The sequence below is a fragment of the Sphingobium sp. VMM genome (assembly GCF_056790315.1).
The window spans coordinates 114,135-127,362 of the sequence record NZ_JBXGSI010000005.1 but is presented as its reverse complement, the minus strand read 5'-3'; the positions used below and the strand labels follow the sequence as shown (position 1 = coordinate 127,362).

At 66.4% G+C, this 13,228-nt stretch carries 11 protein-coding genes and 2 tRNA genes; 8 read left to right on the top strand and 5 right to left on the bottom strand.

Annotated elements, in window-relative coordinates:
- Window positions 1–39 precede the first annotated feature (39 nt).
- The 4 genes from ACUCV3_RS08560 to gpmA form a co-directional block, all read right to left on the bottom strand.
- On the bottom strand, window positions 40–528 hold the full coding sequence (locus ACUCV3_RS08560) for a dihydrofolate reductase (protein WP_279728489.1): 489 nt from the start codon (window positions 526–528) through the stop codon (window positions 40–42).
- A 124-nt stretch (window positions 529–652) separates the two neighbouring features.
- Entirely contained in the window at window positions 653–1,723 is a 1,071-nt protein-coding gene (locus ACUCV3_RS08555) for a 5-(carboxyamino)imidazole ribonucleotide synthase (protein WP_482240553.1), read from the bottom strand.
- 8 nt (window positions 1,724–1,731) lie between these two features.
- Window positions 1,732–2,220, bottom strand: a complete 489-nt coding sequence (gene purE, locus ACUCV3_RS08550; RefSeq protein WP_010339039.1) for a 5-(carboxyamino)imidazole ribonucleotide mutase — start codon at window positions 2,218–2,220, stop codon at window positions 1,732–1,734.
- 252 nt (window positions 2,221–2,472) lie between these two features.
- Window positions 2,473–3,159 (bottom strand): 2,3-diphosphoglycerate-dependent phosphoglycerate mutase, encoded by a 687-nt coding sequence (gpmA, locus tag ACUCV3_RS08545; protein ID WP_017499252.1) that lies wholly within the window; start codon window positions 3,157–3,159, stop codon window positions 2,473–2,475.
- Between the two features lie 154 nt (window positions 3,160–3,313).
- Between gpmA and sppA the strand changes: the two genes are divergently transcribed.
- A complete protein-coding gene (gene sppA / locus ACUCV3_RS08540) occupies window positions 3,314–5,197 on the top strand; it encodes a signal peptide peptidase SppA (protein WP_279728486.1) in 1,884 nt (627 codons plus the stop codon).
- A gap of 10 nt (window positions 5,198–5,207) precedes the next feature.
- On the opposite strand, the gene mutL is transcribed toward sppA, so the two are convergent.
- Window positions 5,208–7,022, bottom strand: coding sequence for a DNA mismatch repair endonuclease MutL (mutL, locus tag ACUCV3_RS08535; RefSeq protein ID WP_279728485.1), 1,815 nt, complete (start codon window positions 7,020–7,022; stop codon window positions 5,208–5,210).
- Between the two features lie 134 nt (window positions 7,023–7,156).
- Between mutL and ACUCV3_RS08530 the strand changes: the two genes are divergently transcribed.
- The 7 genes from ACUCV3_RS08530 (at window position 7,157) to ACUCV3_RS08500 (ending at window position 13,205) form a co-directional block, all read left to right on the top strand.
- Window positions 7,157–8,203, top strand: coding sequence for a rod shape-determining protein (locus ACUCV3_RS08530; protein WP_004212359.1), 1,047 nt, complete (start codon window positions 7,157–7,159; stop codon window positions 8,201–8,203).
- 17 nt (window positions 8,204–8,220) lie between these two features.
- The gene (gene mreC / locus ACUCV3_RS08525) at window positions 8,221–9,141 is read left to right on the top strand and encodes a rod shape-determining protein MreC (protein WP_279728484.1); all 921 of its coding nucleotides are present in this window, start codon (window positions 8,221–8,223) and stop codon (window positions 9,139–9,141) included.
- Window positions 9,138–9,665 carry a rod shape-determining protein MreD gene (mreD, locus tag ACUCV3_RS08520; protein WP_482240552.1) on the top strand — a complete coding sequence of 176 codons (528 nt, stop codon included), beginning with the start codon at window positions 9,138–9,140 and terminating at the stop codon, window positions 9,663–9,665. The genes mreC and mreD overlap by 4 nt, the downstream gene beginning before the upstream one ends.
- On the top strand, window positions 9,662–11,761 hold the full coding sequence (gene mrdA / locus ACUCV3_RS08515) for a penicillin-binding protein 2 (RefSeq protein WP_279728483.1): 2,100 nt from the start codon (window positions 9,662–9,664) through the stop codon (window positions 11,759–11,761). Before mreD ends, mrdA begins: the two co-directional genes overlap by 4 nt.
- Window positions 11,761–12,873, top strand: a complete 1,113-nt coding sequence (gene rodA / locus ACUCV3_RS08510; RefSeq protein WP_037522449.1) for a rod shape-determining protein RodA — start codon at window positions 11,761–11,763, stop codon at window positions 12,871–12,873. The genes mrdA and rodA overlap by 1 nt, the downstream gene beginning before the upstream one ends.
- Before the next feature lie 121 nt (window positions 12,874–12,994).
- Window positions 12,995–13,070: transfer RNA gene (locus tag ACUCV3_RS08505), tRNA-Lys, on the top strand.
- Window positions 13,071–13,129: 59 nt separating this feature from the next.
- Window positions 13,130–13,205: transfer RNA gene (locus tag ACUCV3_RS08500), tRNA-Lys, on the top strand.
- Window positions 13,206–13,228: the final 23 nt, after the last annotated feature.

Sequence of the window (13,228 nt, the reverse complement as noted above, 5' to 3'; positions counted from 1 at the left end):
GGTGACACACAGGGCGTGGCAATGGATCACGCCCCGCTTTCAGACCCGTACGAACGTCACGAAGCTGTAGGCCGGGCGCCCGTCCAGCGCGGGATGATCCGCGCGGGCTGTCTCGCGCCAGTCCGCCGGATCGGGATAGGCGATATGGGTGTCGCCTTCGGCGTCAACATGCACCTCGGTCAGTTCGATCCGGTCGGCCCGGTCGAGGAACAGGCGATAGATTTCCGCGCCGCCGATCACCATCAGCACCGGCGCGTCGGCCAGCGCGATCGCGGCGTCGACATCATGGGCGACCTCCGCCCCCTCGCCCGCCCAGTCCCGGTCGCGGGTCAGCACTATATGGCGACGGCCGGGCAGCAGGCCCGGCAGGCTGTCGAACGTCTTGCGCCCCATCAGCATCGGATGGCCGGCGGTCAGCCCCTTGAAATGCCTGAGGTCGGCCGGCAGCCGCCAGGGCAGGTCGCCATCCCGGCCGATCACCCCATTGTCGGCGCGGGCCAGGATCAGGACGATGTCGGGTCGACTCATCCGTCAACACTCCCGTCATTCCCGCGAAGGCGGGAATCCACCTCGCAAGCTTGCGAATGAACATGGCTCAGGAGATGGATCCCCGCCTTCGCGGGGATGACGGCGAAAAGAAAGCAAGTGGCCCTCACAGGCTGAGCCGCGTCACATGCCCCATCTTGCGGCCCGGACGCGCCTCATGCTTGCCATAGAGGTGGAGATGATTTTCCGGATCGGACAGGATCGCCAGCCATTCCGCCGCATCGTCACCGATCAGGTTGCGCATCTCGACCCGCTGGGCGGCCAGCCCCGTATCGCCGAGCGGCAGCCCGCAGATCGCGCGGACATGGTTCTCGAACTGGCTGGTGAGCGCGCCCTCGGTCGTCCAGTGACCGCTATTATGGACGCGCGGCGCCATTTCGTTGAACACCGGGCCGTCGGCACTGGCGAAGAATTCCAGCGTCAGCACGCCGACATAGTCGAGCGCGTCGGCGACCTGCTTGGCGAGCGCGCGGGCGGCGGGCAACTGCCCCTCGATCAGCGATCCGGCCGGCACGGTCGACGTGGCGAGGATGCCGTCGACATGGACGTTGGCGGCCGAATCCCAGAAGCGCACCGCGCCGTCGGCGCCGCGCACCAGGATCACCGAATATTCCTGATCGAAGGTCACGAAGCCTTCGAGGATGGCGGGCTGCCGGCCGATCGCATTCCACGCGCCGACGGCATCGCCGGGCTCGCTGATCCGGGCCTGACCCTTGCCGTCATAGCCCATGCGGTTGGTCTTGAGGATGGCGCGGCTGCCGATCGTCTCGATCGCGGTTTCCAGATCGTCCAGGCTGTCGACCGGCGCGAACGGCGCGGTCAGGCCGCCCAGATCGGCGACGAAGCGCTTTTCGGCCAGGCGATCCTGCGCGATGCGCAACGCGCCGGCGCCGGGACGGACCAGCCCATGGCTCGCCAGCACCTCGACCGCCGACGGATCGATATTCTCGAACTCATAGGTGACGACGTCCACGCCCTCGGCAAAGGCGGCGAGCGCGGCGGCATCCTCATAGGCGCCCTGGGTCCAGCTCGGCGAGACATCGGCGGCCGGGCCGCTTTCCTCGGGCGCGTAGATATGGGTGCGATAGCCAAGCTGGGCCGCGGCCATGGCGATCATCCGGCCGAGCTGGCCGCCGCCAAGGATGCCGATGGTGGCGCCGGGGGCAATGGTCGTCATGATCGGGATCAGTCCTCGACGGTTTCGGCGACGGCGTCGGTCTGGCGCGCGCGCCAAGCGTCCAGCCGCTGCGCCAGCGCATCGTCATGCGTCGCCAGGATCGATGCGGCGAGCAGGCCGGCATTGATCGCGCCGGGCTTGCCGATGGCCAGCGTGCCGACCGGAATGCCGCCGGGCATCTGAACGATGGAGAGCAGCGAATCCATGCCCTTCAATGCCTTGGACTCCACCGGCACGCCCAGCACCGGCAGGCGGGTCATCGATGCGGCCATGCCGGGCAGATGGGCGGCCCCGCCAGCACCGGCGATGATGACCTTGAGGCCGCGGCCAGCGGCGCTGGTGGCATAATCATAGAGGCGCTGCGGGGTGCGATGGGCGGACACGACCTTGCACTCATGGGCAACGCCCAGCGCTTCCAGCGTCTCGGCGGCATGACGCATCGTCTCCCAGTCGGAGCGCGAGCCCATGATGATGCCGACTTCCACTGCCCCGCTCATAATTTGCTTCCCCTGATGGGGCGGCCCACCGGCCTGCCCGGAAAGCAAAGCCCCTTAGCGGCCGGGCCGCCAGGGGGCAATTGTTATGGACATTAAAATTCCGTTCGGGCTGAGTCCTTCGACTGCCTGCTTGCAGCAGGCGCTCAGGATAAACTTCACCAAAGGTGAAGTCGAAGCCCGGCACTGAACGAAGTGAAGTGGCTTCGCCAAGCTCAGCCAGTCCTTCGACTTCGCTCAGGACGAACGGCGCCCTTACCGTTCCGACAGATAATAGCGATCGGTCGCGGTCAGATCGTCGGCCAGTTCATAGACGATCGGCTGGCCGGTCGGGATTTCCAGTTCGGTGATCTCGTCATCGGGGATGTTCGACAGATGCTTGACCAGCGCGCGCAGCGAATTGCCATGGGCGGAGATGACGACGCGCTTCCCGGCCTTCAGGTCGGGCGCAATGACCGATTCCCAATAGGGCAGCACGCGGGCGATCGTGTCCTTCAGGCTTTCGGTCGACGGGATGGCGATGCCGTCATAGCGGCGGTCCTTCGACAGGTCGAACTCGCTGCCGGCTTCCAGTACCGGCGGCGGAACGTCGAAGCTGCGGCGCCAGATCTTCACCTGCGCATCGCCATGCTTGGCCGCGGTCTCGGCCTTGTTGAGGCCGGTCAGGCCGCCATAATGGCGTTCATTCAGGCGCCAGTCCTTCTCGACCGGCAGCCACAGCCGCCCCATTTCCTCCAGCACCAGGTTCAACGTCTTGATCGCGCGGCTCTGGACCGAGGTATAGCATTGGTCGAAATCCAGCCCCTTTTCCTTGAGCAGGCGACCGGCGGCGCGTGCCTCTTCCACGCCCTTTTCGGTTACGTCGACATCCCACCAGCCGGTGAAGCGGTTTTCCAGGTTCCAGGTCGACTGACCATGGCGGATGAGGACGAGCGTGGGCATCGGGCGTGTCTCCTGCACGATAGGGGCGAAAGATGCGCCTGCCATAGCGGGCAAAATTATGCGCGCAAGCTTGTCGCGGGTCAGGACAAGCCCACATTGCAGTCAAACCGGCGATGCGATAGCTCGGGACGACCAACGGAAAAGGAACGGCGATTTGGCATTTGTGAAGGGCGCGTGGCGCATCCTGGTCGCGATCAAGGACGGACTGGTGCTCCTGTTCCTCCTGCTCTTCTTCGGGCTGCTCTATGCCGCCCTGTCCTTCTCACCCAAGCCGGCCAAGCCGATCGGCAGCGGCGCGCTGCTGCTGGACCTGGACGGCAGCATCGTCGAACAGCCGGCCGAGGTCAGCGCCACCGCCATCCTGTCGGGCTCGGGCGACCAGGCGAAGGAATATCGCCTGTCCGACATATTGACCGCGCTCGACGCCGCCCGCACCGACGACAAGGTGAAGGCGGTTGTGCTCGACCTCGACGATTTCACCGGCGGCGGCCAGGTCGCGATCGCCCGCGTCGGCAAGGCGCTGGACGCGGTGCGCGCCGCCAAGAAGCCGGTCTTTGCCTTCGCCACCCTCTACAGCGACGACAGTTACCAGCTCGCCGCCCATGCCAGCGAAGCCTGGATCGATCCGATGGGCGGCGTCGCCATCGCCGGACGCGGCGGATCGGGCCTCTACTACAAGGGGCTGATCGACAAGCTGGGCGTCAACACCCATGTCTATCGCGTCGGCACCTACAAGAGCTTCGTCGAACCCTATATCCGCGCCGACCAGTCGCCCGCCGCCAAGCAGGCCAATCAGGAACTGGCCGGCGCGCTGTGGCAGAACTGGCAGGATGACGTGACCAAGGCGCGGCCCAAGGCAAAGATTGCGGCCTACGCCGCCGATCCCGCCGCCGCCGCCAGCGCTGCCGGCGGCGACATGGCCAAGGCTGCGCTGACCGCCGGGCTGGTCGACCATCTGGGCGATCAGGACGCCTTTGAAGAGCGCGTCGCCAAGGTTGCAGGCGATCCGTCCGACAAGGACGAGACCGATTATGCCGCGATCGACTATGCCGCCTATGTGAAGGCCAGGAAGCCCGCCAATGACGGGCAGATCGGCGTGCTGACCGTGGCCGGCGATATTGTCGATGGCGAGGCCGGCCCCGGCACGGCGGCAGGCGACACGATTTCCGACTTGCTGCTGAAGGCGCTGGACGAGAAGGACTTGAAGGCCCTGGTCGTACGCGTCGATTCTCCGGGCGGATCGGTGCAGGCGTCGGAGAAGATACGCCGCGCCATCATGGAGGCCAAGTCCGGCGGCCTGCCGATCGTCGTGTCGATGGGCAATGTCGCGGCAAGCGGCGGCTATTGGGTCTCGACCCCGGCCGATATCGTCTTTGCCGAGCCCGACACCATCACCGGATCGATCGGCGTGTTCGGCATCATTCCGAGCTTCGAGGGCACGCTGGCCAAGATGGGCATCACCACCGACGGCGTGCGCACCACGCCTTTGTCAGGCCAGCCCGACATCGCCGGCGGCACCACCCCGCAATTCGACCAGATCATGCAGATGGGGGTCGAGGATATCTATCGCCGGTTCGTCGGCCTGGTTGCGCAGGCCCGGCACAAGACGCCGGCACAGATCGACACCATCGCCCAGGGCCGCGTCTGGGATGGCGGCACCGCCCGCCAGATCGGCCTCATTGACCGGTTCGGCGACCTCAACGACGCGATCGCCGAGGCGGCGCGCCGTGCCAAGATCGATCCGGCCAAGGCCAAGCCCTACTGGATCGAGAAGCAGCCGGACAAATTCGCCGAGTTCATCCAGTCGATCGCCGACCGCGAGAAGGATGATGCCGGCGCGCCGCGCGACATGATCGGCCGCGAGGCGAAGCTGCAGCAGCGCTGGGCGCTGCAGGCCGTCGCCGATGTGCGCGGACTGGTGAGCGGTGCGGGCGTGCGCGCCGACTGCCTGGAATGCCGCGGCTATGGCGCGCCCAGGCCTGCAAGCCAGGCGGATGCGCGTGGATGGCTGGCGTTACTGGGGACAGCCTGGCACTGACGCCAGGCCCTCACTTTCGCCCGAACAATTTCTCGATATCGCCATGGCCGAGCTTCACCCAGGTGGGCCGGCCATGGTTGCATTGGCCCGAGCGCGGGGTCACTTCCATTTCGCGCAGCAGGGCGTTCATTTCCGCGACGCTGAGGATACGGCCTGCGCGGACCGAGCCGTGGCAGGCCATGGTCGCGGCGACCAGATCGAGCCGCTCCTTGAGCGACAGCGCGCTGTCATAGGCGGCAAGATCGTCGGCCAGATCGGAGACCAGCCCCTGCACATCGCCCTGTCCCAGCATCGCCGGGGTTGCCCGCACCAGCATGGCCGAGGGGCCGAAGCGCTCCAGCTCCAGGCCGAATTCCTTGAGTTCGGCGACCCGCGCCTCCAGCCGGTCACAGGCCGGCTCGTCCAGTTCGACCACCTCGGGCAGCAGCAGCGCCTGCGACGCCACGCCCTGCCCCTCCATCGCGCGGCGCATCCGTTCCAGGGTCAGCCGCTCATGCGCCGCATGCTGGTCGACGATGACCAGACCATCCTCGGCCTCGGCGACGATATAGGTGCGGGCAACCTGGCCGCGCGCGACGCCCAGCGGGAAGCTGTGCCCTTCGGGTGCGGGCGCCGCAGCGGGTTCCGCGCGCGCTTGGGGCGGCGGGGTCAGGAAATTCGGCCGCCGATCCCCTACCCCCTGATAGCTGGCGGGCGAGGATGGCGCGAACTGGCTGTAGCTGGGCGACGCATAGGGCGTGGCCGCTGCCTCGAAGATCGGCATGGCGCCGATCGGTGTGGGCGACAGCGGCTCGGGCCGCCAGGCGTTGAGCGCGGCGGGATCGGCATGCTGCACGGCGCGAAAGCCCTCCGCATCGAGCGCGCGACGCAGGCCCGAGACGATCATGCCGCGAATCAGCGCCGGATCGCGGAAACGCACCTCGGTCTTGGCGGGGTGGACATTGACGTCCACCTCCAGCGGCGGAACATCGAGAAACAGGGCAACCACCGGATGGCGATCGCGCGCCAGCATGTCGGCATAGGCGCCGCGCAGCGCGCCGATCAGCAGCCGGTCGCGTACCGGGCGGCCATTGACGAACAGATATTGATGATCGCCCACGCCGCGATTGTAGGTCGGCAGCGAGGCAACGCCGGAAAGCTGCACCCCGTCCCGCTCCAGACTGACGATCACATGATTGTCGGCCAATTGCCGGTCGGTGAGCGCGGCGACCCGCTCTTCCCGCGCCTCGCCCGCCTGCACGCCCAGCACGCGGCGGCCATCATGCTCGACCGAGAAGGCGACCGACGGATGGGCCATGGCCAGGCGACGCATGACGTCGAGGCAGGCGGCATATTCCGACTTGGCCGAGCGCAGGAATTTGCGCCGCGCGGGCACCCTGGCGAAGAGCTGGTCGACGGTTACGCGGGTGCCCGGCGGCAGTGCCGCCGGCCCTTCGGCCACCAGCACGCCATTGTCGACGGTGCGGTTCCAGCCATCGGCGCCGCGCGGCCGGCTGTCGATCGACAGGCGCGCGACCGAGGCGATCGAGGGCAGCGCCTCGCCCCGGAACCCCAGCGTCGCGACATTCTCGATCGCGTCGTCGGGCATCTTGGATGTGGCATGGCGCTCCAGCGCCAGGGCCATGTCCTGCGAATCCATGCCGCAGCCGTCATCGCTGACCTCGATCCGGTCGAGCCCGCCGCTCGACAGGCGCACGGCGATGCGCGTCGCGCCGGCATCCAGCGCGTTTTCGACGATTTCCTTGAGCGCGCTGGCGGGTCTTTCGACCACTTCGCCTGCGGCAATGCGATTGACCAGATGTTCGGGCAGACGGCGTATTGACATTGATTAGTGACTAGCCCAAGCGAGCGCTTTCCGCGAGCCGCGACCCCAAAAATATTCCAGCATAGATTTGGGCGGGACGGAGCGCGGACACGAACACTGCCGTCCCGGCGCAACCGGGCGAAACAGGATGAAGCATGTCGATCTTCTCGCGCCTCTTCAAATTTTCCTCCCAGGACATGGCCATCGACCTGGGCACCGCCAACACCGTGGTCTATGTCCGTGGCCGCGGCATCGTCCTCAATGAACCTTCCGTGGTCGCGGTCGAGACGCTGAACGGCGTCAAGCGCGTCAAGGCGGTCGGCGACGATGCCAAGCTGATGATGGGCAAGACCCCGGATTCGATCGAGGCGATCCGCCCGCTGCGCGACGGCGTCATCGCCGACATCGACGTGGCCGAGCAGATGATCAAGCACTTCATCAACAAGGTGCACGGCGGCAAGCACAGCCCCTGGCGCGCGCCCGAGATCGTGATCTGCGTGCCGTCGGGTTCGACCAGCGTCGAGCGCCGCGCCATCCGCGACGCCGCCAGCAATGCCGGTGCCAGCCAGGTGTTCCTGATCGAGGAACCGATGGCCGCCGCAATCGGCGCCGACATGCCGGTGACCGAGCCGATCGGCTCGATGGTCGTCGACATTGGCGGTGGCACCACCGAAGTCGCGGTGCTGTCGCTGCGCGGCCTGGCCTACACCACCTCGGTCCGCGTCGGCGGCGACAAGATGGACGAGGCGATCGTGAGCTTCGTGCGTCGCCACCATAATCTGCTGATCGGCGAAGCCACGGCCGAACGCATCAAGAAGCAGTTCGGCGTCGCCCAGCCCCCCGAGGACGGCGTCGGCGAGACGATCCACATCAAGGGTCGCGACCTCGTCAACGGCGTGCCCAAGGAAATCAGCATCAACCAGGGCCAGATCGCCGACGCACTGGCCGAGCCGATCAGCACGATCGTCGAAGGCGTGCGCATCGCGCTCGAAAACACCGCGCCCGAACTGGCGGCCGACATTGTCGATCAGGGCATCGTCCTGACCGGCGGCGGCGCGCTGCTCAAGGGGCTGGACGATGAACTGCGCGACGAGACCGGCCTGCCGGTCACCATCGCGGAAGATCCGCTGACCTGCGTCGCGATCGGCACCGGCCGCGCGATGGAGGATCCGATCTTCCGGGGCGTGTTGCAGACTGCCTGATCCGGGGGACATAGACGATGGCGCGGCCACCCAGCCGACGCCCCGGTCATAACCGGAAGGCGCAATATAGCCTCTTCGCCAGCTATGTGGTGGCAATGGCCGGGGCAGCGATCGCGCTGCTGCTGATCGTTGTCGCCATCTTCGATCCGACCGGCTTTGCCGCGATCCGGACAGGGACGGCGGAAATCACCCGCCCCCTGTCCACCGGCATGAAGCGGACGGTGAGCGGCGTCAGCTCGATCGACGAGGTTCTGGCCGCCTATTGGCGCGCCGGTTCCCAGAATGTCGGCCTGCGCCGTCAGGTCGAGGCCGATCGCAACCGGATCATCGAGGCAAAGGGCATCGCGCAGGAAAATGCGCGGCTCAAGAAGCTGTTGAAGCTGGTCGATGTCGACAGCAGCGCGCTGCTGTCGGCGCGCCTCATCAGTTCGTCCGCCAGCAGCGCGCGTCGCTTCGCCCGGCTCAACGCCGGCAGCTGGCAGGGCGTGCGTCCGGGCATGCCGGTCCGCGCAGCCGAGGGGCTGATCGGCCGCGTCCATACCACCACGCCCAACACCGCCGAAGTGCTGCTGCTGACCGACACGAGCAATATCGTGCCGGTGCGCCGCGCCAACGACAATGTCCCGGCCATTTCCACCGGCGGCGGCGACGGATCGCTGGAGATCCGCGCACTGGCGGCCGGTCGCAATCCGTTCAAGCCGGGCGATCTGCTGGTGACGTCGGGCATTGGCGGCATCTTCCAGCCCAATATCCCGGTCGCCGTGGTCGTCCGCGTCCAGGGCGAGATCGCCTATGGCGTGCCGCTCGCCAACCCGACCAAGGTCGATGCCGTGGTGGTGGAGCGCGCCTTCGAGCAGATCGTGACCCGCCCCGATCCGGGCGTGGCCGCGATCAGCGACCCCAATGGCCTGGCCGCCGGGAACGCCGCGACGCCATGATCGATCGCAATCTGCCGCCGGTTCCCCGCCTGGGCCGCCATCCGTCGCGCTGGCGCCTGGCGGGAACGCCGGTGGTGACCGTGATGCTGGGGTCGATGCTGACGATCCTGCCCGTCATCGCCCAGTCGCCGGCGATGCCGCCCTTCGGCCTGCTGGTCCTGCTGGCCTGGCGGTTGCTGCGCCCGGAATTGTGGCGCGCCTGGGTCGGCCTGCCGCTTGGCCTGTTCGACGACATGATGAGCGGCCAGCCGATCGGCTCGGCGATGTTCCTGTGGACCGTGATGCTGATCGGCATCGACGCGATCGAGCATCGGCTCGTCTGGCGCAGCTATCGTCAGGACTGGTTAATCGCGACCATGGCGATTATCTTCTGCCTCGCCGGCGGCGTCTTCTTCGCGCGGATTACCGGCGGAGGTCCTGTGAAACTGTTGCTGGTCGCGCCCCAAATGCTCTGGACGATATTGATCTTTCCCTTCGTCGTCCGGCAATGCGCCCGGATCGACCGCTGGCGCGTGATGGCATGAAATTCCCGACGCCCAAGCGCAAGATCGTCACCGAAGCCACCCAGAGTTTCACCTTCAGCCGCCGGGCCATGGTGGTCGGCGGGCTGCAGGGCGCGATCGGCGCATTGCTGGTCGGCCGCATGGGCTGGATCAGCATTGCCGAGAACGAGAAATATCAGCTCCTGTCGGAAAGCAATCGCGTAAACCTGACGCTGATTCCGCCCCGGCGCGGCTGGATCGTTGATCGCAACGGCCGTCCGCTGGCCAATAACCGCACCGATTTCCGCGTCGACCTGATCCCGCAGCGGATCGTCGATGCCGAAGCGACGGTGGGCCATCTGGCGCAACTCCTCTCGCTCCAGCCCGACGATGTCGATCGGATCAGGGAGGAACTGGACAAGTCGGCCGGCTTCCGCCCGGTCCAGGTCGCCGACAAGCTGACCTATGACCAGTTCGCCGCCGTTTCCGTCCGCCTGACCGACCTGCCCGGCGTCGCGCCGAGCCAGGGCTTTTCGCGCCATTATCCGGCCGGTGCCACGGTCGGCCATCTGCTCGGCTATGTCGGCGCGGCGACCGCGGAAGACTATAAGAAGCGCAAGGATCCGCTGCTCATCACGCCGGGCTTCAAGGTCGGCAAGGACGGGCTGGAGCGCGCCTATGACGAGCATCTGACCGGCAAGCCCGGCGCCAAGCGGGTGGAAGTCACCGCGCGCGGCAAGATCGTGCGGGAACTGACCACCCGCCCGGACACGCCCGGCAACCCGATCAAGCTGACGATCGACGCGGGCCTGCAGGAATATGCCGGCCGGCGCCTCGCCACCCAGAGCGGCGCGGTGGTGGTGATCGACTGCCACAATGGCGACGTGCTGGCCTGCGCATCTATGCCCAGCTTCGACCCCAACAGCTTTTCCGACGGCATCAGTCATCTGGAATGGGAAATGCTGTCGAAGGACGACCATGTCCCGCTGCGCAACAAGGTGCTGCAGGGCCTCTATCCGCCCGGATCGACGGTCAAGCCGATGGTGGCGCTGGCGCTGCTGGAGGCGGGCGTATCGCCGGCCGAAACGGTCAGTTGCGGCGGCGCGATCCGCGTCGGCAACACATTGTTCCACTGCCACAAGAAGCGCGGCCACGGTCCGCTCAACATGCGCGGCGCGATCGCCCAGAGCTGCGACATCTATTTCTACCAGATGGCCCAGCGGATCGGCATGGACCGCATCGCCAGCATGGCCCGGCGCGTGGGCATGGGCCAGCGCTTCGACCTGCCCTTCCCCAGCCAGAGCTATGGCACGGTCCCAGACCCGGCGTGGAAGCTCAAGAAATACAACCAGAAATGGCAGGTGTACGACACCGTCAACGCGACCATCGGCCAGGGCTATATGCTGATCAACCCGCTGCAGATGGCGGTGATGGCAGCGCGGCTGGCGACCGGACGGCAGTTGATGCCCAATTTCCTGCATGGTGCGGCCCGGCCCGAGCCGGCGCTGGTCGGCGTGCCCGAGGAGCATCTGGTGACGATCCGCGACGCGATGAGCGCGGTGGTCAATGGCGGCGGCACCGGCGGCGCGGCACGGATGAGCATCCCCGACGTGCTGATCGCCGGCAAGACCGGCACCGCGCAGGTGCGTCGCATCACCATGGCGGAGCGCGCGGGCGGCGTGCGCGGCAATGCCGGCCTGCCCTTCAAGCTGCGCGACCACGCCCTGTTCCAGGGCTTCGCGCCGTTCGACAATCCTCGTTATGCCATCGCCTGCATCATCGAACATGGCGGCCACACCATCCGCAACGAGGATGCGCCGATGATCGCCAGCGACACCATGTCCTATCTGTTCGATCCGCAGAAGGCGATGGAGAAGCTGGTCACGCTGGAAAAGGGCTGGGGCGGCACCCCGGCCGAACGCCAGGCCCGGCAGATGGCCGCCTTCCGCCTGGCCAAGGCGATCGAGAAGGGACAGGCGCCGCCACCAGCCGCCGCAGCCAATGGCAGCGAGGCGGCCAATGCGTCCGCGCCCACCGCCAGCACGCCAGCCGCCAGCCCGCCACCACCGGCCCCGTCATCGGCTGAGCCCGATGATGGCGACGACCTGCCCGCGCCCCCCGGCCCTGGAAACCCGTAATGAGCATCATACCCCAGTCCGTCACCGAATTTCCCTGGCGCGTGCTGGGCCTGCTTGCCGCCATCGCCCTGTTCGGCACGCTGGTGCTCTACAGCGCCGCAGGCGGCAGCATCACCCCCTGGGCAATCAACCAGGGGGTGCGCTTCGTCATCTTCGCCGTCATGGCGCTGGTGCTGAGCCGCATCCCGCTGGAACTGTTCGCCCGCTTTGCCTTCCCCGCCTATGGCGCGGTGCTGGTTTCGCTGGTGCTGGTGGAACTGATCGGCGGCGTTGCCGGCGGTAGCCAGCGCTGGATCAACCTGGGCTTCATGCAGTTGCAGCCGTCGGAATTCATGAAGCCGATCATCGTGCTGGCGGTCGCCCGCTTCTATGCGATGCTGCCAGTGGGGGAAATCCGCCGCTGGAACGCCATCTGGCCCGCGCTGGTGCTGATCGGCGTTCCCTGGGCGCTCGTGCTGGTACAGCCGGATCTGGGCACTGCCACGATGATCCTGGCGGGCGGCATCACCGTCATGTTCCTGGCTGGCCTGCCGCTGCGCCTGTTCATCGGCTCCGGCCTCACCGTCGCCGCGATCATCCCGATCGCCTTCAGCTTCCTGCATGACTATCAGAAGAAGCGCGTCCTGATCTTCATGGACCCGGAAAGCGATCCGCTGGGCGCGGGCTATCATATCAGCCAGTCGAAGATCGCGATCGGCTCCGGCGGCATCTGGGGCAAGGGCTTCCTCCAGGGCACGCAGAGTCATCTCCAATATCTGCCCGAAGGCCATACCGACTTCGTCTTCGCCACCATGGCAGAGGAATGGGGCATGGCCGGTGGCGTGTTCCTGATCGGCGCCTTCATGCTGCTGTTCCGCTGGGGCATCCGCGTGTCGCTGCGCACGCCCGACAAGTTCGCGCGTCTGGTCGCAGCCGGCCTCACCACCACCATCTTCTTCTACATGGCGATCAACCTGATGATGGTCATGGGCCTTGCGCCGGTGGTCGGCATCCCCCTGCCCTTCATGTCCTATGGCGGTTCGTCGATGCTGACCGTCATGCTGTGCGTGGGCATCATCATGTCGATCGACCGCTCGACCAAGCGCACCACGCGCATCGACAACTGGGCCTGAGCGAACCTCTTGCGAAAAAATTGTGCGATAACGCAATTTACTGTTTGCAGAATCAAATGTGCCTGCTAACAGCCCGCCCACACCGAAGCGATCAGCCACCAAGACTGACCGGCAACGGAATGGACGCATAGCTCAGTTGGTAGAGCAGCTGACTCTTAATCAGCGGGTCCTTGGTTCGAGCCCAAGTGCGTCCACCAAATCCTGCATCGGCCTGATGCAGGTTCGATCCCCCAGCGGATCGCTTATAGGCCAGTGTGGACGCATAGCTCAGTTGGTAGAGCAGCTGACTCTTAATCAGCGGGTCCTTGGTTCGAGCCCAAGTGCGTCCACCACCCCCTTCCATCACCAGATGTGA

Bases quoted from the DNA above. Each gene is read 5' to 3' on its own strand.
- ACUCV3_RS08560 (WP_279728489.1), bottom strand. From the start codon at position 528: ATGAGTCGACCCGACATCGTCCTGATCCTGGCCCGCGCCGACAATGGG.
- ACUCV3_RS08555 (WP_482240553.1), bottom strand. From the start codon at position 1,723: ATGACGACCATTGCCCCCGGCGCCACCATCGGCATCCTTGGCGGCGGC.
- purE (WP_010339039.1), bottom strand. From the start codon at position 2,220: ATGAGCGGGGCAGTGGAAGTCGGCATCATCATGGGCTCGCGCTCCGAC.
- gpmA (WP_017499252.1), bottom strand. From the start codon at position 3,159: ATGCCCACGCTCGTCCTCATCCGCCATGGTCAGTCGACCTGGAACCTG.
- mutL (WP_279728485.1), bottom strand. From the start codon at position 7,022: ATGTCAATACGCCGTCTGCCCGAACATCTGGTCAATCGCATTGCCGCA.
- ACUCV3_RS08530 (WP_004212359.1), top strand. From the start codon at position 7,157: ATGTCGATCTTCTCGCGCCTCTTCAAATTTTCCTCCCAGGACATGGCC.
- mreC (WP_279728484.1), top strand. From the start codon at position 8,221: ATGGCGCGGCCACCCAGCCGACGCCCCGGTCATAACCGGAAGGCGCAA.
- mreD (WP_482240552.1), top strand. From the start codon at position 9,138: ATGATCGATCGCAATCTGCCGCCGGTTCCCCGCCTGGGCCGCCATCCG.
- mrdA (WP_279728483.1), top strand. From the start codon at position 9,662: ATGAAATTCCCGACGCCCAAGCGCAAGATCGTCACCGAAGCCACCCAG.
- rodA (WP_037522449.1), top strand. From the start codon at position 11,761: ATGAGCATCATACCCCAGTCCGTCACCGAATTTCCCTGGCGCGTGCTG.